The organism is Allobosea sp. 05L423, assembly GCF_056397745.1.
On the sequence record NZ_JBFTOA010000003.1, the window covers coordinates 1 to 18,521 of the forward strand.

Below are 18,521 nucleotides of genomic sequence, written 5' to 3' on the forward strand. Positions count from 1 at the left end.
CATCTCGCGCGAGGAGGTCTTCGGCCCGGTCGCCAACATCGTCCGCGTCAAGGACTACGAGGAAGCGCTCAGCCTCGCCAACGACACCGAGTTCGGCCTTTCGTCGGGCATCTGCACGACCTCGCTGAAGCACGCCACGCATTTCAAGCGCAACAGCGAGGCCGGCATGGTGATGGTCAACCTGCCGACGGCGGGCGTCGATTATCACGTGCCCTTCGGCGGCCGGAAAGGCTCCAGCTACGGCCCGCGCGAACAGGGCGCCTACGCCAAGGAGTTCTACACAACCGTCAAGACCGCCTATACGCTGGCCTGATCGCCTCGGAACCGATGAAGATTTGAGGGCCGCGCCGGAAGGCGCGGCCCTCGTCGTTCAGAAGCCTTCCAGGACGATCTTGCCTTTGGCGCGGTTGCTTTCGATCAGGGCATGCGCCCGCTTGAGATTGCTCGCGTTGATCGTGCCAAAATGCTCGGCCAGCGTCGTGCGGATCTGGCCGGCATCGACAAGCCGCGAGACCTCCGCCAGCAGCTTGCCCTGCTCGCCCATGTCCGCGGTCTTGAACAGCGAGCGCGTGAACATCAGCTCCCAGTGCAGCGACAGGCTCTTGCGCTTCAGCGGATTGGCATCGAGCGTCTTCGGATCGTCGATCAGGCCGAACCGCCCCTGTGGCGCCATCAGTTCGACGATACCCTCCAGATGAGTGTCGCTATGCGTCGTCGAGAAAACGAAGGCCGGCGCGCCGATGCCGAGCGCCGCGACCTGCGCCGGCAACGGCTTGGTATGGTCGATCACATGATGCGCGCCGAGTTCCTGCGCCCAGGCGCGGGTTTCAGGCCGTGAGGCGGTGGCGATCACCGTGACATCGCTGAGCTGGCGCGCGAGCTGGATCGCGATCGAGCCGACGCCGCCCGCGCCGCCGATGATGAGCAGGGCATGCGCCGCGCCGGGCACGGGCTTGCGGATGTCGAGCCGGTCGAACAGCATTTCCCAGGCGGTGATCGCGGTCAGCGGCAGGGCGGCGGCTTCGGCGAAGCCGAGGCTCCTCGGCTTGGGCCCAACGATACGCTCGTCGACGAGATGGAATTCCGCATTCGAGCCCGGCCGGTCGATCGCCCCGGCATAGAACACGGCATCGCCCGGCTTGAAGCCGGTCACCTCCGGCCCCACCGCCTTGACGATGCCCGCCGCGTCCCAGCCGAGCACGCTCGTCTGGCCTTCCGCCGGCTGGCTACGCACCCGGATCTTGGTGTCGACCGGATTGACCGAGATGGCCTTGACCTCGACCAGCAGGTCGCGCCCGGTCGCGACGGGCTCGGGCAGATCGATGTCGATCAGGCTGGTTTCGGCTGCGATGGGCAGTGACTGGCGATATCCGACGGCGCGCATGGCGTCTCTCCTGCATTGCGATGGAGTCGAGATGCGGATAACTGTCGATTGGCGCAAGAACGCACAATTTCAGCCTATAGTGTCGAAAAGGGTACTGTAATGCCGCCGCGTTTCAAGGAGCCCTATTGCTCCGCCGCTTGCCCGGTCGAAGCGACGCTGGGGCTGATCGGCGGCAAATGGAAAGGCATCGCGCTCTATCATCTGATGGGCGGAACGCTGCGCTTCAACGAGATCCGTCGACGGGTTCCGGGTGTGACCCAGCGCATGCTGACCACGCAGCTGCGCGAGCTGGAGGCGGACGGGCTGATCGTCCGTGTGGTCTACCCGGAAGTGCCGCCGCGCGTCGAATACAGCCTCTCGGCCAAGGGCCGCACGCTGGAACCGGTCATTCTGGCGCTGAAGGCCTGGGGCGAGGCGCACGCCCATGCGCCGCAACCTCGATCGGCCGCTCAGGCTGCCTGAAAGGCTCAGCCGACCGGGATGACGTCCACCGCGACACTGATCTTCTGCGTGCCGGGGCCGATCACCACGCCGTCGAGCGGGGACACGTCGGCGTAATCGCGCCCGATGGCGGTGACGATATGGTCGTCGGCAACGATCAGGTCGTTGGTCGGGTCAAGCCCGACCCAGCCGGTTTCCGGGCCGCACCAGACCAGGACCCAGGCATGGCTGGCGTCGGAGCCTTCGAGACGCTTCTCGCCGGGCGGCGGGATGGTGCGGATATAGCCGCTGACATAGGCGGCCGGCAGCCCGAGGCCCCGCAAACCACCGATCATGATATGGGCGAAGTCCTGGCAGACGCCGTGGCGCTGGGCGAAGGCCTCGGCGATGGGCGTGGTGACCTCAGTCGCCTCCGGATCATAGGTGAAGTCGCGCCGGATGCGCGCCATCAGCTCGCTGGCCGCTTCGAGCACCGGTCGCCTCGCGCCGAAGCTTTCGGCCGCATAGGCGATAACGGCCGCGACGGGGGGGACGAGCCGGCTCGGATAGAGGTGATGCGCTGGTGAATCCGGGGCAAGGCTGTTCGACGCCAGCGCGAGCTGTGCGACCTCCTCCCAGTTCCGGGTCAGGCCGGCATGGGGCGGGGTCTGCCGGTGCACCTCGATCCGGGCCCGCATCTCCACCTTCAGCTCGCGATGCGGCTTGGTGATCGTGATCGTGGTCATCCGGTTGCCGAAGAAGCAGATGCCGTCGCCGCGCTCGGCCGGCCGCGGCGAGATCGAGAGCTCGGCCTTGCGCACGATCTGGCCGGGGCCGTCATGCGGCAGGAGCCGCAGGATGCAGCGGGAGAAAGGCACCTGCCGGCTATAGCCATAGGTGGTGACATGGCGCAGTTCGTAGATCACGCGATGCCCGTCATCCGCGAGCCTTCCGGGCCGCTGTTCTGGAGAAAATAGCGGTCGGCGATCGCGCTGGAGACACCCATCAGCAATTGCTCGAACAGCAGGATGCTGGTGCGGTCGAGCCGGCTAGCCTCGGTCGTGCGGCAATCGGCGGCCAGCCGCAACACCAGCCGGCGCGGCGCTTCCAGCATGCCGTCGTCGGAGAGCGCGGGCAGGGCGGCGATCTCGGCGTCGAGCCGTTCGATCTGGAAGGCGACCGAGCGGGGATTGTAGGGATCGAGCATCACCAGATCGAGCACCGGCTGCAGGCTGGCGCCGAGCAGGTAGCGCGAGCGGTAGGTGATCTGCGAATCCGTCAGGTCGAGCAGGGCGTCGAGGCTGTCGCCGGAGGCGTGACTGTCGGCGAATTGTCGGGCGAAGCGGCAGGTCGCGACGCCGCGCTCCAGGCGCCGGCCGATGTCGAGGAAGCGCCAGCCCGCGCCGCGCACCATGTTTTCCTGGCTCAGTCCCGAGAAGGCGGCGAGCGTCTTCAGCGCCCGGTCGGCGCTTTCGTAGGTCTCGCCTTCGCTCGGCTTGCGCCCTTCCTCAGGTACCAGCTGGCGCTGCAGGTCGCTGAACAGGCGCCAGGCATCGACCGAAAGGCGCTCGCGGATCACCGAAGCCGTGCGTCGGGCCTCCCGGATCGAGGCGGCCGCAGAACCGTAATCGTCCAGGCTGAAGAGCGCGGCGCGCGCCTGCGCCGCCGGATCCTTGTGCCCGGTGCCGCCGGGGGCGGCCCCCCAGGCGACAAGCATGCCCGCGAGCTGGCGGAGCGTGTCGCCGTGTCCCGGCGCTGGGTCCGGATCGATCAGCCGGCCGAGCAGGGCCCGTACCAGCCGCAGCGTCGCCTCGCCGCGCTCCAGATAGCGGCCGAGCCAGAACAAATTGTCGGCGGCGCGGCTCGGCAGCGTGCCGGTCACGCGCCGGATGCTGGTACGGTCCGGCGTCGGCAACAGGCTGAGCTGGGCAACCGGCTCCTCCGAGGTGATCCAGACATCGCTGGAGCGCACCCCGTTGCGCAGGCTGACCGCGCGTGCGTCGGGTTCGTCGGAGATGCGGCAGAAGCCGCCGGGCATCACCGCCCAGCCGTCGGGTGTCGCCGCGGCGAAGACGCGCAGCGTCATCGGATGCGGTTCAAGACGCCCGTTCTGGAAGACCGGCATGGTCGAGAGCCGCACCACTTCCTGCCCGACATAGTCCATGCCGCGCGCCTCGATGCGCCGACGTAGCGCCTCCCGCTCGGCCGGAGGTAGTTCGCCGGCCACGATCGGTGCCGTGTCCAGCCCGCCGCCGGCGCTGCGGAAGGCCGGCGCCACGCTCATCTCCTCGAGCCGGTCGAGGACGACCTCGCGCTCCGGCTGCTGGCCGCACCACCAGGTCGCGACATTCGGCAGGATCAGTTCCTCGCCGGTGAGCTGCTCGGCCAAAGCCGGCATGAAACCCATCAGAGCGCGGGCCTCGACCACGCCGGAGCCGAGACCATTGGCGACATGGACATGGCCTTGGCGGACAGCCTCGACCAGCCCGGCCACGCCCAGCGCCGAGCCCGCATTGAGTTCGAGCGGGTCTGTGAAGTCGCCGTCGATCCGCCGCCAGATCACATCGGCGCGCTTGAGGCCGGCGATGGTGCGAACATGGACGCGGCCCTCCCGCATCAGCAGGTCGCCGCCCTCGACCAGCAGGAAGCCGAGATAGCGCGCGAGATAGGCCTGCTCGAAATAGCTCTCGTTGAGCGGGCCGGGGGTGAGCAGGCAGATGCGCGGCTCGACCCGCTTGGAGCGCGCCACGAGCCCGGCGCGGAAGCTTTGGAAGAAGGCCGCGAGCCGTTCGATGTTCATGCTGCGGAACATGTCCGGGAAGGCGCGGGCGAGCGCCAGCCGGTTCTCCAGCGCGTAGCCGGTGCCGGACGGCGCCTGGGTCCGATCCTGCAGCACCCACCAGCGCCCATCCGGGCCGCGGCCGAGATCGGCGGCGTAGAGCTGGAGCGTGCCCCCGCCCGGCGCGCCGTGGAGCGGGCGCAGGTAGTCGGGGCTGCCGGCGACGACCGCGGCCGGGAGAAGCCCCTTGGCGATCAGCTCGCCCGGTCCGTAGATGTCGTCGAGCAACGTCGACAGGATCTCGGCGCGCTGCGTGACGCCGGCTGCGATCACCTGCCATTCCGCCTCGGGAATGACGAGCGGCACATGCGACAGTGGCCAGGAGCGCTCGCCGAAGCCCGGATCGTTGGCATCGATGTCGCCATGGACGCGATAGGACACGCCGGTGTCCCGAACATGCCGGTCGGCCAGCCCGAAGCGCTGCGAGAGCTCGCCCGGCGTCAGCGCGCACCATTCCGACAGGAACGGCTCCCAATGGGGCCTGACTTCGCCGGCCTCGTCGATGAACTCGTCGAAAGCCCCGGGCAGGGGGCGATAGCCGGCGAGCAGCGCGGCGCGTCGGTCTGCCCTGCTGCGTCCCGATCGGGTGCGGCCTTGCACTGCCATTCGCCTTGTCAGACCCCGGCTTGGCGCCTCAGATCCAGCGTGAGCGGAAATTCGGCGCTGCGCTCTTCCGGCGGAATCGCCAGAGCGCCCGGACTATGACCGATCGCTTCGAAACGCGCGAGCCGTCTTGCTTCCGCTTCATAGGAATTGACCGGGGGTGTCTCGTAATTGCGACCGCCGGGATGGGCGACATGGTAGACGCAGCCGCCGAGCGAGCGGCCGGACCAGAGGTCGACGATATCGAAGGTCAGTGGCGCATGGACCGGAATCGTCGGATGGAGGCCGGAGGACGGCTGCCAGGCCTTGAAGCGCACGGCCGCGATCGCTTCGCCGGAGGTGCCCGTCTCTGTCATGGGCAGCCGCCTGCCGTTGCAGGTGATCAGGTGGCGGCCGGGAACGAAGCCCTTCGCCTTGACCTGCAGACGTTCCACCGAGGAATCGACGTAGCGCACCGTGCCGCCGATCGCACCCTCCTCGCCGAGCACATGCCAGGGCTCCAGCGCCTGCCGGATCTCGATCTCGACGCCGCCATGCGCGACCTTGCCGAAGAAGGGGAAGCGGAACTCCGCCTGTGCCTCGAACCAGACCGGATCGAAGGCATAGCCAGCGCGTTGGAGGTCGGCGAGCACCTCGCGAAAATCCTGCCAGACCAGCTCGGGCAGCATGAAGCGGTCATGCAGGGCGGTGCCCCAGCGCACCAGCTTGCCTGCCTGCGGCTCGCGCCAGAACCACGCGATCAGCGCCCTGAGCAGCAATTGCTGCGCCAGGGACATCCGCGAATCCGGCGGCATCTCGAAGCCGCGGAACTCCAGCAGCCCGAGCCGTCCGGTTGGCCCATCCGGCGAATAGAGCTTGTCGATACAGATCTCGGTGCGGTGCGTGTTGCCGGAGACATCGACCAAAAGGTTGCGGAACAGCCTATCGACCAGCCAGAGCGGAATCGGCGCTTCGTCCGGTTTTGGCACCTGCGCCAGTGCGATCTCCAGCTCGTAGAGCTGGTCCTGCCGGGCTTCGTCGATGCGCGGCGCCTGACTGGTCGGGCCGATGAACAGCCCGGAGAACAGATAGGACAGGGACGGGTGCCGGTTCCAGTAGAGCACGATGCTCTTCAACAAGTCCGGCCGGCGCAGGAAGGGCGAATCCGCAGGCGTCACGCCGCCGAGCACCACATGGTTGCCGCCGCCTGTGCCCGTATGGCGCCCGTCGACCATGAATTTCTCGGCGCAGAGCCGGGCCTGTCTCGCCTCCTCGTAGACGCCCTGCGTGATCGCCACTGCCTCGCGCCAATCGGCCGCGGGATGGATGTTGACCTCGATCACGCCGGGGTCGGGTGTGACCTTGATGACGCTGAGCCGCGGATCGAAGGGCGGCGCATAGCCCTCGATATGGACGGGCAGGCCCGTCTCTTCGGCGGCAGCTTCGATTGAGGCGACAAGATCGAGGTAATCCTCCAGCCGCTCGACCGGCGGCAGGAAGACGCAGAGCACATTGTCGCGGATTTCGAGGCTGAGCGCCGTGCGCACATGCTCGCCGCCGATCTCCTGCTCGGTGCGCTGCTGGGCTGTACCTGCCACGCCGGGATCGACCTGGACGGACATCTGCGGCGGCGCTCCGAAGCTGGTCGGGGCCGCCGGCGCCGGTGGGCTTCCGGCGCCCGGCGCCGGCGCGGCCTGCGTGACGCCGGCCGGCGGCAGCGGCCCGCGCGGCTCCATCGGATCCTGCGGATGGATATGCGGGTATTCGGCCTTCGGTATGTCGGGGAGGGAACCGAGCGGTAATCGGTAGCCGACCGGTGAATCGCCGGGAACGAGGAACAGCTTGCCGCGCCGCAGTCGCCATTTCTCCGAGCGCCAGCGCCGGTCGTGGGCCGCCGCCTGCCAGCGCTGCACGGGGATGACGAAGCCGCGGGGATGGCCGAGACCGAGCTGGAAGACCTGTGCCATCCGCGCCCGCTCCTCGGGATCGGAGAGGCGGGAATCGAGCGGGTCGACATTGTCGGGAAGCTGCGCCTCTTTCAGCAGCCAGTGACCGGTGTCCTCATAGGCCGGGATAACGTAGTCGGCGCCGAGGCCGAGATTGTCCGAAAGCTCCCTCGCCAACGCCTCGGCATCCTGGACGGTGGCGCCGGCTTCGAGCTCGCGGTCGCCGCCGGTCCTGGCGCCGGGCTCGCGCGCGATCAGGTCGGGATTGCGCCAGATCGGTTGCCCATCCCGGCGCCAGTAGAGCGCGAAGGCCCAGCGCGGCAGGCTCTCGCCAGGATACCATTTGCCCTGCCCGTAATGCAGCATTCCGCCCGGCGCGAAGCGTTCGCGCAGGCGCCGGATCAGCACGTCGGCGCGCTCGCGCTTGGTCGGTCCGACCGCGGCGATGTTCCATTCTGCGCCGGTCTGGTCGTCGATCGAGACGAAGGTCGGCTCGCCGCCCATGGTGAGCCGCACGTCCTGCGCCTGCAGATCGGCCTCGACCTTGTCGCCGAGCGCATCGAGCGCCTGCCAGGATTCATCCGAGAAGGGCAGGGTGATGCGCGGCACCTCGTGCACCCGCGTCACGCTCATCTGGAAGTCGAAAGTCGTCTCGGCATAGCTCGCCACACCCGAGACCGGCGCGGCCGAGCGATAATGCGCCGTCGCCGCCAGCGGCAGGTGGCCCTCTCCGGTGAGAAGCCCGGAGGTCGGGTCGAGACCGACCCAGCCTGCGCCGGGAATATAGACCTCGGCCCAGGCGTGAAGGTCGGTGAAGTCCTTGTCGGTGCCGCGGGGGCCCTCCAGCGGGTCGACGTCGGCCTTCATCTGGACCAGGTAGCCGGAGACGAAGCGCGCCGCGAGGCCGAGATGCCGGAGCGCCTGGACCAGCAACCAGCTCGTGTCGCGGCAGGAGCCGGACCCGATCGAGAGCGTATGCTCCGGCTCCTGCACGCCGGGCTCCATGCGGATGCCATAGGCGATGCGTTGCTGCAGGCGGGCGTTGAGATCGACGATGAAGTTGACGGTGTTGACCGGCTCCTTCGGCAGCTCCGCGAGGAAGGCTTCGAGCAGCGGCCCGGCCGGCTCCGTCACCAGATAGGGTGCGAGCTCGGCGCGCTGCTCCGGCGTGTAGGCGAAGGGGAAGATCTCGGCCTCCGCCTCGACGAAGAAGTCGAAGGGATTGATCACCGACAGCTCGGTGACGACATCGACCTCGATGCGGAATTCCCTGACGGGCTCGGGGAAGACGAAGCGCGCCAGCCAGTTGCCGGCCGGATCCTGCTGCCAGTTCACGAAATGCTGGGCCGGCGTCACCTTCAGCGAATAGCTGTTGATCGCCGCCCGGCAATGCGGCGCAGGCCGCAGGCGGATGATCTGCGGCCCGAGCGTGACCGGGCGATCATAGGAATAGTGGGTGACGTGGTTCAGCGCGGCGATGATGGCCAAGGTTCGGCTCCCCGTGACGCTGGCAAAGGCGGAATCCGCCCACCGGGTCAGGTTAGCGAGCCCGCACGCGCGCGCAAGGCGGCCGGTGGGCAGGGTGGCGGCAGGCCGCAGAACCTCTGCCCAAGAGATGTGCATAATGGCGTGCGGATGGCCTGCGGTCGGCTGGACAGCCGAGCCGGACTGGTTGCAGATAGCGCGCAAGGGGCCATCGATGGCTCCAGAGACACGAACAATGGGGAATTCGATGCGTCACGTAGCCAAGTTGATGGCGGCTTCGGCCTTTGCAGCCCTGATGTCGACAACGGTCGCCTTCGCGCAGACGCCGAAGGATACGATCGTCATGGCCAAGCAGATCGACGACATCATCACGCTCGACCCGGCCGAGGCTTTCGAATTCTCGGGCGTCGAGGTTGTCGCGAACGTCTACGACAAGCTGATCAACGTCGATATCGCCAACAACAACGCGCTGGTGCCGGATCTCGCCGAGAGCTGGACCGTCAGCCCCGACAGCCTGACCTACATCTTCAAGCTGCGCAAAGGCGTCAAGTTCCACTCCGGCAACCCGCTGACCGCTGCCGACGTGGTCTACTCGATCCAGCGTGCGGTGACGCTGAACAAGTCGCCGGGCTTCATCCTGCGCCAGTTCGGTTTCGTCGCCGAGAACGTGCTCGAGAAGGTCAAGGCTGTCGACGAGAACACCGTCCAGATCACTGTCTCCAAGCCCTTCGCGCCGACCTTCTTCTACAACTGCCTGACCTCCGGCGTCGCTTCGATCGTCGATTCCAAGCTGGTCAAGGCGAATGAGAAGGACGGCGACTGGGGCAATGCCTGGCTGAAGCTCAATTCCGCCGGCTCCGGTGCCTACAAGGTCCGTGCCTACCGCCCGAACGAGCAGTACACGCTCGACGCGAATGAGAGCTGGTACAAAGGCGCGCCGAAGAGCAAGCGCGTCGTCGTGCGCCATGTCGCCGAGCCGGCCTCGCAGCGTCTCCTCGTCGAGAAGGGCGACGCCGATATCGCCCGCAACCTCTCCAAGGATCAGCTCGCGGCGGTCAAGGGCAACGACGCGATCAAGATCGTCCAGGGCGACAAGGGCTACATCCTCTATCTCGGCCTGAACCAGAAGAACCCGAACCTCGCCAAGCCCGAGGTGCGGGAAGCGCTGAAGCTGCTGGTCGATTACGCCTCGATCGAGAAGAACATCCTCGAAGGCACCTACAAGGGCCATGAATCCTTCCTGCCGCAGGGTTTCCTCGGCGCGATCTCGGACAAGCCCTACCAGCTCAACGTAGCCAAGGCGAAGGAACTGCTCGCCAAGGCAGGCCTCGCCAACGGCTTCACCGTCACCATGGACACCCGTTCGGTTGCGCCGATCACCGATATCGCCCAGGCGATCCAGGCAACCTGGGCCCAGGCTGGCGTCAAGCTCGAGATCATCCCGGGCGACGGCAAGCAGACCCTGACCAAGTACCGCGCCCGCACCCACGACATCTATATCGGCCAGTGGGGCCCGGACTATCTCGACCCGCACACCAATGCCGAAACCTTCGCCATCAACGAGGACAATGGCGAGGATGCGAAGTCGAAGACGCTGGCCTGGCGCAATGCCTGGGATATCCCGGCAATGACCAAGGTCACGCAGGGCGCGGTGCTGGAAGCCGACGCCGCCAAACGCAAGGCGACCTATGAGACGCTGCAGCGCGAGCATCAGAAGATCTCGCCCTTCGTCATCATGTTCCAGCAGATCGAGGTCTCGGCCGAGCGCAAGAACGTGAATGGCTGGGTCATCGGACCGAGCTCGGACACCAACCGCTACGCGACCATCGTCAAGAACTGAGGTTCGTGACGCAGGAGACCCGCCCCGGCCCCCGGCCTCGGGCGGGTCTTTGCGTTGCCGCAGAGTACGCCCCGGCGCAACCGGCGCCCAGGCAGGAGACATCCTTGCCCATGTCGATCAGAAACGGAGGCGAGTCATGACGGCCGTGATGCAAGCGCCTGCGCGCAAGAGCGCATCGCCGGGGAGGCTCGGTCGCTGGGGCCGCGCCCTCTCGCGCGAGCTGACGACCGTGGTGATCACCATGTTCGGCCTGCTGCTCGTCACCTTCTTCATCGCCCGGGTCATCCCGATCGATCCGGTGCTCGCCGTCGTCGGCGACAATGCCCGTCCCGAGACCTATGAGGCGGCGCGCATCGAGCTCGGCCTCGACAAGCCGCTCTGGCAGCAATTCGCGATCTATATCGCCAAGGTCTTCACCGGGAATCTTGGCACCTCCGTGCTGACCTCGAACCCGGTCACCGAAGACATCAAGCGCGTCTTTCCGGCGACGCTCGAGCTCGCAACGCTGGGCACGCTGATCGGCGTCCTGATCGGCGTTCCGCTCGGCATCCTCGCAGCCGTCAATCAGGGCCGCTGGCAGGATCAGGTCGCCCGCGTCGTCGGCCTCGTCGGCTATTCCGTGCCGGTCTTCTGGATCGGCCTGATGGCGCTGCTGCTGTTCTACGCCAAGCTCGGCTGGGTCTCCGGCCCGGGCCGCATCTCGGTGGTCTGGCAGGACATCGTCACCACCCGCACCGGCATCATCATGCTGGACGCCGCGCTCGAAGGCGAATGGGAGGCGTTCTGGGACGCCTTCTCGCATCTCATCCTGCCGGCGCTGGTCCTCGGTCTGCTTTCCGTCGCCTATATCAGCCGGATGACGCGCAGCTTCATGATCAGCGAGCTGCAGCAGCAATACGTCATCGCGGCCCGTGTGAAGGGCGTCTCGGAGACCGCCGTCATCTGGCGCCACGCCCTGCGCAACGCCGCGGTGCCGCTCTTCACCGTGATCGCGCTCTCCTACATGCATCTGCTCGAAGGCTCGGTGCTGACCGAGACGATCTTCGCCTGGCCGGGGCTCGGCCGCTATCTCACCAACGCGCTGCTCAACGCCGACATGAACGCCGTGCTCGGCGGCACGCTGGTGGTCGGCGTCGTCTTCATCGCGGTCAACCTGCTGACCGACATCATCGGCCGGCTGGCCGATCCGCGCGTGCGCTGAGGAGGCGGATATGAGTGACACCTCCTCCGCCGGCCTGCATGCCTGGCTGATCAGCGATTCCCCGGCATCGCGCCGCCAGGCCCGCCTCGGCCAGCTCTACCGGCAATGGCTCGCCTTCAGGCGCAATCCGATGGCGGTGGCGGGCCTCGCCATCATCGTCCTGCTGCTGCTGGTCGCCGCTTTCGCGCCGCTGATCGCGCCGTTCGACCCGCTTGCGCAGGCGCTCGACAAGCGGCTGCTGCCGCCGTCGGCAACCAACTGGTTCGGCACCGACGCGCTCGGGCGCGACATCTTCAGCCGCATCGTCTACGGTACGCGCATCACGCTGGTCATCGTGCTGTTGGTCGTGGTGACCGTCGGCCCCTTCGGCCTGCTGATCGGCGCGGTCTCCGGCTATTTCGGCGGCTGGGTCGACCGGCTCCTGATGCGCATCACCGACGTCTTCCTCGCCTTCCCGCGCCTCGTGCTGGCGCTGGCCTTCGTCGCTGCGCTGGGGCCGGGCATCGTCAACGCCATCATCGCCATCGCGATCACGACCTGGCCGCCCTATGCCCGCGTCGCCCGCGCCGAGACCATGGTGATCCGCAACCAGGATTACATCGAGGCGATGCGCCTGCAGGGTGCCTCGCGCGCCCGCATCATCTGGAAGCACGTCGTGCCGATGTGCATGCCCTCGCTGATCGTGCGCACCACCTTCGACATGGCCGGCATCATCCTGACCGCCGCGGGCCTCGGCTTCCTCGGCCTCGGCGCGCAGCCGCCGATGCCGGAATGGGGTGCGATGATCTCGGCCGGGCGCGAGCAGATCTTCGACCAGTGGTGGGTCGCGACCTTCCCGGGCCTCGCCATCTGCGTCGTCGCGCTCGGCTTCAACCTGCTCGGCGATGGGCTGCGTGACGTCATGGATGCGAGGTGAGGCGATGCAGGCCTTTACGAATAAAGCCGAGCAGCCTCTTCTCGAGGTCGACAATCTCAAGGTCGATTTCCACACCCCGACCGGCATCGTGCGCGCCGTGCGGGGCCTGTCCTTCACGCTGGGGCGGGAGCGCCTGGGCATCGTCGGCGAGTCCGGCTCCGGCAAGTCGATGACCGGCCGTGCCATCCTCGACCTGATCCCGCATCCCGGCGTCGTCAGCGCCGATGGCATGCGCTTCCGCGGCCAGGACCTGACGACGATGGACAAGGGCGTGCGGCGCAAGCTGCGTGGCCGCCACATCTCCATGGTGATGCAGGATCCGAAGTTCTCGCTGAACCCGGTCGAGACGGTCGGCAGCCAGATCGCCGAGGCTTATCGCATCCACCGCAAGGCCGGTACCCGTGAGGCGCGCGAGCGCAGCCTCTCCATGCTGGAAGCGGTGCAGATCCGCGATCCCGCCCGCGTCTACGACCTCTATCCGCACGAGGTCTCGGGCGGCATGGGCCAGCGCGTCATGATCGCGATGATGCTGATCGCCGAGCCCGAGATCCTGATCGCCGACGAGCCGACCTCGGCGCTCGACGTCACCGTCCAGCTGCAGATCCTGAAGATCCTCGACGATCTCGTCACCGAGCGCGGCATGGGGCTGATCTTCATCAGCCACGACCTGCATCTGGTGCAGTCCTTCTGCGACCGCGTCATCGTCATGTACGGCGGCAAGGTGATGGAGACGTTGCCGGCGGCCGAGCTCGCCGACCCCTCCGCGCGCAGCCGCCGCCATCCCTATACGCTCGGCCTGCTCGAATGCCTTCCGGACCTCGACCATCCCCGGGCGAAGCTCTCCACCCTCAACCGCGACCCGGCCTGGCTGGCATGACGAACGCTGCGATCTCCGTCGACAAGCTCAACGTGTCCTTCGGCGACTCCCATGTCGTGAAGGATCTCTCCTTCGAGGTGCGCAAGGGCGAGAGCTACGGCCTCGTAGGCGAGTCGGGCTCCGGCAAGTCGACCGTGCTGCGCGTGCTCTCCGGCCTCAACCGCGACTGGAGCGGTGCCGTCTCCATCGAGGGTGCCGTGCAGCCCAAGGTCCGGGACAAGGCCTTCTACCGCAATGTCCAGATGGTCTTTCAGGACCCCTACGGCTCGCTTCACCCCAAGAAGACCGTGGATGACACCCTTGCGGAGCCGTTGGCGATCCACGGTGCCCGTGATGCCGAAGCGCGCATCGGCAAGGCCCTCTCCGATGTCGGCCTGCCCGCCTCCTTCCGCTTCCGCTATCCGCATCAGCTCTCGGGCGGCCAGCGCCAGCGCGTCGCCATCGCACGCGCCCTCGTGCTCGAACCCTCGATTCTGCTGCTCGACGAGCCAACTTCGGCGCTCGACGTCTCGATCCAGGCGGAGGTGCTGAACCTGCTCGCAGCGCTCAGGCAGGAGCGGAAGCTGACCTATATCCTCGTCAGCCATGACCTCGCCGTGGTCGGGCATATGTGCGAGCGGCTGCTCGTCATGCAGTTCGGCCGTGCCGTCGAGGAAATGACCGTCGAAACGCTGGCGGCGCGCCAGCCACAGACGGTCTATGCGCAGCAATTGCTGGCGGCGAGCGCGGGCTTCCGGCGCGCGGGCTGAGCGGTAGGGGTAGCGGCCCTGCGCCGTTCCCTCTTTGCAGCGCGGCAAAACCGTCTCACTCTGGTCGTAGCCTTGCGCTAAAAGCTGCGCGTCCGGCCGAACCTCGGCCGGGCGGCAGGGCTCACGCCGGTCGTTTGAAACCGGCACCGCCTTACGGAGTTTCAGTCCCATGGACGCTATCGTCGACAACGCGCTTCGACCCGAGACTGCCCCCGAGCGGACGCCGGTTCCGCCCTTCGATCTGGTGATCTTTGGAGCCGGCGGCGATCTTGCCCTGCGCAAGCTCTTCCCGGCGCTCGCCCAGCGTAACCGCGATGGTGTCCTGCCGGAGGAAAGCCGCATCCTCGCCGTCGTCCGCAAGGAGGAGGATGTCGAGGGGCTGCCGAAGCAGATCGCCAGGCGCCTGGATGAGGAGGGCATCCCGAAGGATCAGGTCGAGCCCTTCCTGCGGCGCCTGACGATGGTGATGCTCGATGCGGTCCAGCCCGAGACCTACAAGGCGCTGAAGCAGGCCCTGGGCGAGAGCGAGCGCGTCCGCTCCTTCTATCTCTCGACCCCGCCCGACCTCTTCATCCCGATCTGCGAGAACCTGGCCAAGGCGGATATTCTGACGCCGACCTCGCGCGTCATCCTGGAGAAGCCGCTCGGCCGCGATCTCGCTTCGGCGCAGCAGATCAACGATGCCGTCGCGCGCATCCTGCCCGAGAGCCGCACCTACCGGATCGACCATTATCTCGGCAAGGAGACGGTGCAGAACCTGCTCGTCCTGCGCTTCGCCAACACGCTGTTCGAACGGTCATGGTCGAGTCGTGACATCGACCATGTCCAGATCACCGTCGCCGAGACGGTCGGCCTCGAAAGTCGTGCCGGCTATTACGACAAGGCCGGGCATATGCGCGACATGGTGCAGAACCATCTCATGCAGCTGCTCACCCTCTTCGCCATCGAGCCGCCGAACATGCTCGAGGCCGGCGCGGTTCGGGAGGAGAAGATCAAGGTGTTGAAGGCGCTGCGCCCCATCGTCGGCCCCGACGTGCAGCGCTACACTGTGCGCGGCCAGTACGGGCCGGGCCAGATCGACGGCCAGCGCGTTCGCGGTTATGCCGAGGAACTCGGCCATGGCTCGAACACCGAGACCTTCGTCGCCATCCGTTGCGAGGTCGACAACTGGCGCTGGGCCGGTGTGCCGATCTATCTGCGCACCGGCAAGCGCATGGCGCAGCGCTATTCCGAGATCGCCGTCACCTTCAAGCCGGTGCCGCATTCGATCTTCGGCAACGGCACCTGCGACCGGCTCGACGCCAACCGCCTCTTCATCCGCCTGCAGCCGAACGACGGCGTCCAGCTCCAGCTGATGATGAAGGTGCCGGGCTCCGGCCGGCTCAAGATCGTGCCGCGCCAGCTCGATCTGCGCTATTCGACCGCCTTCGACGAGCGCACGCCGGACGCCTATGAGCGCCTGCTGACCGATGTGATCCGCGGCGACCAGACGCTGTTCATGCATCGCGACGAGGTCGAGCAGGCCTGGGGCTGGGTCGATCCGATCATATCCGGCTGGCAGGACTACTATCCGCATCCCCATCGCTACGCCGCCGGCTCCTGGGGACCGTCACAGGCGATCGGCCTGATCGAGCGCGACGGCCGCTCCTGGGCCGATCCGGATTTCGTCTGATGCCGGCCGGCCCGCTCGCCTGGCACCGCTTCGCCACACTGGCCGATGCCTCGGAGGCCTTGGCCGAGACCGTCGCGCTGCGGCTGACGGAACTGCTCGCCGAGAAGGGCAGGGCGCTGCTGGCCGTGCCCGGCGGCACGACGCCGGCGCGCTTTCTCACAGCGCTCGGGCAGCGCGATCTACCATGGGAGAAGGTTACGCTGCTGCCGACGGACGAACGTTTCGTCGCGGCCGACGACAGCGCTTCGAACGAGCGCATGATCCGCGCGCAATTCGCGCCGCTCGCGGAGGGGCGTGCCGATTTCCTGTCCTTCCACGGTCATGGCAGCGACATCGAGGCGGCCGCGGCCCTGCTGTGCGCGGAGCTGGCAGCGCTTCCGCCGCTCGATCTGCTGGTCAGCGGCATGGGAGCGGATGGGCACATTGCCTCGCTCTTCCCCGGCGCTGAAACCACCTTCGATACGGTGCCGGACAGCGGCATCGTCGTGGCCCAGCCGCCGGGCCTGCCGCCACGACTGTCGCTTTCGCCGGTGCGCCTGCGCGATGCGGGCTGGGCGAGCCTGCTCGTCTCAGGCGGCGCGAAGGAGGCGGTCCTGAAAGAGGCAGCCGCCCGCGAGACGCCGCTGCCGGTCGATATGCTGCTCCGCCGGGAGCAGGGGCTCGACGTCTACTGGGCTAAGGAGTAGAGCCCGGTTATCCGTTCAAATCGTTTGAAAGATGAGGCCATGGACGAGACTGTCGCGATTGCCCGGCTGAAGAGCTGCGGCGTGATCCCCGTCGTCGTGATCGAGGATGCCTCGCGCGCGGTCGATCTCGCCCATGCGCTCGTCGCTGGCGGTGTTGATGTCGTCGAGGTCACACTGCGCCGCCCGGCTGCGATGGAAGCGCTCGCAGCCATCGCGAAATCAGTGCCGAAGGCGCTCCCCGTGGCCGGTACGGTGGTTACGCCCGCTCAGGTCGCGCAGGTCAAGGACGCAGGCGCCCAGGCCGTGGTCAGCCCCGGTTTCAGCGAGAGCGTCGATGAGGCGCTGCGCAAGGCGGGCCTGCCCTGGTTGCCGGGCGTTGCCACGGCGTCGGACTGCATGCGGGCCGTCGCGGCCGGGCGCAACACCGCCAAGTTCTTCCCCGCCGAGCAGGCGGGCGGGCCGCCGGCGCTGAAGGCGCTCTCCGGTCCGTTCCCGCAGATGAGCTTCTGCCCCACCGGCGGCGTCGGCCTGAAGAACCTCGGCGACTACCTCGCCTTGCCGCAGGTGATCTGCGTCGGCGGCTCCTGGCTCGTTCCGGCCGACGCGATTGCGGCCGGCGACTGGAACCGCATCACCACGCTGGCGCGCGAGGCGAAGGAAGCCTTCCTGAAGGCGCGTGCCTGACTTCGCCTCACGCGCGTAGGCCGTGCGTCATTCTCGGGCGGAGCGAAGCGCAGGCCCGAGAATCTCTGGCAGGATACGGCGCCGCAGCCTCTTTCGGCATGAGATGCTCGGGGCAAGCCCGAGCATGACGCGCCCTACGCCAGTTTCTCCCGCACCATCTCCGCGATCGCGAGCGAGCTCGTCAGGCCCGGACTTTCGATGCCGAGCAGATTGACCAGCTCGGCGACGCCATGGACTTCCGGCCCGTCGATACGGAAGTCCGGCATCGGCTCGGTCGGACCGTGCAGCTTCGGCCGGATGCCGGCGTAGTCGGCGACCAGTGCACCGTCAGGAAGGGCTGGCCAGTAGGTTCGGATCGCGGCGTAGAACTTCTCCGCGCGCGCCGGATCGACGACCAGATCCTGATCGCTTTCAACCCATTCGACATCGGGCCCGAATTTGACGCGCCCGCCCATGTCGATCGTGGCGTGGATACCGAGGCCAGCGGCTTCCGGTACCGGATAGACGAGGTGGCTGAAGGGCTGTTTGCCGGTCAGGGCGAAATAGTTGCCCTTCGCGTAGTGCTGCACCGGCACATGCTCGGCGGGGAAGTCCGCGAGCAGGCCGAGCAGCCTTGGCGCACCGTGCCCGGCCGAATTGACCACCGTGCGGACAGTGTAGGTCGCAGGATCGGCGCCGCCGAAATCGACGCTGAACCCGTCCGCCCCGTGCCGCCAGCCGGTGATCGGCGTGTTGAGCGCGAGCGAACCGCCGGCCGCCTCGCACTCGCCAAGCAGCGAGAGCATCAGTGCATGGCTGTCGACCACTCCGGTCTCGGGCGAGAGAAGGGCGATCTCGCAGCGCACCTCCGGCTCCATCGCCTTCGCCTCGGCGCCGGAGAGCCAGCGCAGCGAGTCGACGCCCGAGGCCTGGGCGCGGGCCATGATCGTTTCCAGCGCCGGTTTCTGTGCTTCGGAGGTGGCGACGATCAGCTTGCCGCAGGCCTTGTGCGGCAGGCCGCGCCCTTCCAGATAGCGGTAGAGCTTCTTGCGGCCTTCGACGCAGACGCGCGCCTTCAGCGAGCCGGGCGGATAGTAGATCCCGGCGTGGATGACCTCGGAGTTGCGCGCCGAGGTCTGGGTGCCGATGCCTTCGGCCGCTTCGGCGATGACGACCTCGCGCCCGGCGAGCGCCAGTTCGCGGGCTACCGCGAGGCCGACGACGCCGGCCCCGATCACCAGGCAATCGATGTCGCTCATCG

General features: G+C 67.4%; 15 protein-coding genes. 10 read left to right on the forward strand and 5 right to left on the reverse strand.

Annotated elements, in window-relative coordinates; translation table 11 throughout:
- The coding region (locus AC1DNE_RS08150; protein WP_476841004.1) for an aldehyde dehydrogenase family protein at positions 1 to 313 on the forward strand (313 nt) is incomplete at its 5' end.
- Positions 314 to 370: 57 nt separating this feature from the next.
- On the opposite strand, the gene AC1DNE_RS08155 is transcribed toward AC1DNE_RS08150, so the two are convergent.
- Complete coding sequence (locus AC1DNE_RS08155; protein ID WP_441468947.1) at positions 371 to 1,384, reverse strand: zinc-binding alcohol dehydrogenase family protein; 1,014 nt, start codon at positions 1,382 to 1,384, stop codon at positions 371 to 373.
- 99 nt (positions 1,385 to 1,483) lie between these two features.
- On the opposite strand from AC1DNE_RS08155, the gene AC1DNE_RS08160 reads away from it, so the two are divergent.
- Positions 1,484 to 1,846 (forward strand): winged helix-turn-helix transcriptional regulator, encoded by a 363-nt coding sequence (locus AC1DNE_RS08160; RefSeq protein ID WP_441468946.1) that lies wholly within the window; start codon positions 1,484 to 1,486, stop codon positions 1,844 to 1,846.
- 5 nt (positions 1,847 to 1,851) lie between these two features.
- Here AC1DNE_RS08160 and AC1DNE_RS08165 read toward each other — a convergent pair whose 3' ends face one another.
- From AC1DNE_RS08165 to AC1DNE_RS08175, 3 genes are read right to left on the reverse strand one after another with little or no spacing between them, the layout of a single operon-like run.
- Complete coding sequence (locus AC1DNE_RS08165) at positions 1,852 to 2,730, reverse strand: transglutaminase family protein (protein ID WP_441468945.1); 879 nt, start codon at positions 2,728 to 2,730, stop codon at positions 1,852 to 1,854.
- Positions 2,727 to 5,249, reverse strand: coding sequence for a circularly permuted type 2 ATP-grasp protein (locus AC1DNE_RS08170; RefSeq protein ID WP_441468944.1), 2,523 nt, complete (start codon positions 5,247 to 5,249; stop codon positions 2,727 to 2,729). The genes AC1DNE_RS08165 and AC1DNE_RS08170 overlap by 4 nt, the downstream gene beginning before the upstream one ends.
- Before the next feature lie 8 nt (positions 5,250 to 5,257).
- On the reverse strand, positions 5,258 to 8,659 hold the full coding sequence (locus AC1DNE_RS08175) for a transglutaminase family protein (protein WP_476841005.1): 3,402 nt from the start codon (positions 8,657 to 8,659) through the stop codon (positions 5,258 to 5,260).
- Positions 8,660 to 8,891: 232 nt separating this feature from the next.
- On the opposite strand from AC1DNE_RS08175, the gene AC1DNE_RS08180 reads away from it, so the two are divergent.
- The 8 genes from AC1DNE_RS08180 (at position 8,892) to eda (ending at position 17,281) form a co-directional block, all read left to right on the forward strand.
- The gene (locus AC1DNE_RS08180) at positions 8,892 to 10,496 is read left to right on the forward strand and encodes an ABC transporter substrate-binding protein (RefSeq protein WP_476841006.1); all 1,605 of its coding nucleotides are present in this window, start codon (positions 8,892 to 8,894) and stop codon (positions 10,494 to 10,496) included.
- 136 nt (positions 10,497 to 10,632) lie between these two features.
- Positions 10,633 to 11,697 carry an ABC transporter permease gene (locus AC1DNE_RS08185; RefSeq protein WP_476767321.1) on the forward strand — a complete coding sequence of 355 codons (1,065 nt, stop codon included), beginning with the start codon at positions 10,633 to 10,635 and terminating at the stop codon, positions 11,695 to 11,697.
- 10 nt (positions 11,698 to 11,707) lie between these two features.
- Positions 11,708 to 12,613, forward strand: coding sequence for a nickel transporter permease (gene nikC / locus AC1DNE_RS08190; RefSeq protein WP_441468940.1), 906 nt, complete (start codon positions 11,708 to 11,710; stop codon positions 12,611 to 12,613).
- Between the two features lie 4 nt (positions 12,614 to 12,617).
- Positions 12,618 to 13,490, forward strand: a complete 873-nt coding sequence (locus AC1DNE_RS08195; RefSeq protein WP_441468939.1) for an ABC transporter ATP-binding protein — start codon at positions 12,618 to 12,620, stop codon at positions 13,488 to 13,490.
- Positions 13,487 to 14,239 (forward strand): ABC transporter ATP-binding protein, encoded by a 753-nt coding sequence (locus AC1DNE_RS08200; RefSeq protein ID WP_441468938.1) that lies wholly within the window; start codon positions 13,487 to 13,489, stop codon positions 14,237 to 14,239. Before AC1DNE_RS08195 ends, AC1DNE_RS08200 begins: the two co-directional genes overlap by 4 nt.
- Before the next feature lie 169 nt (positions 14,240 to 14,408).
- Entirely contained in the window at positions 14,409 to 15,911 is a 1,503-nt protein-coding gene (zwf, locus tag AC1DNE_RS08205; RefSeq protein WP_441468937.1) for a glucose-6-phosphate dehydrogenase, read from the forward strand.
- Positions 15,911 to 16,597, forward strand: a complete 687-nt coding sequence (gene pgl, locus AC1DNE_RS08210; protein WP_441468936.1) for a 6-phosphogluconolactonase — start codon at positions 15,911 to 15,913, stop codon at positions 16,595 to 16,597. The genes zwf and pgl overlap by 1 nt, the downstream gene beginning before the upstream one ends.
- 39 nt (positions 16,598 to 16,636) lie before the next feature.
- Entirely contained in the window at positions 16,637 to 17,281 is a 645-nt protein-coding gene (gene eda, locus AC1DNE_RS08215) for a bifunctional 4-hydroxy-2-oxoglutarate aldolase/2-dehydro-3-deoxy-phosphogluconate aldolase (protein ID WP_441468935.1), read from the forward strand.
- A gap of 134 nt (positions 17,282 to 17,415) precedes the next feature.
- Here the strand turns inward: eda and AC1DNE_RS08220 are convergent, their stop codons facing one another.
- Complete coding sequence (locus tag AC1DNE_RS08220; protein ID WP_441468934.1) at positions 17,416 to 18,519, reverse strand: NAD(P)/FAD-dependent oxidoreductase; 1,104 nt, start codon at positions 18,517 to 18,519, stop codon at positions 17,416 to 17,418.
- Positions 18,520 to 18,521 lie beyond the last annotated feature (2 nt).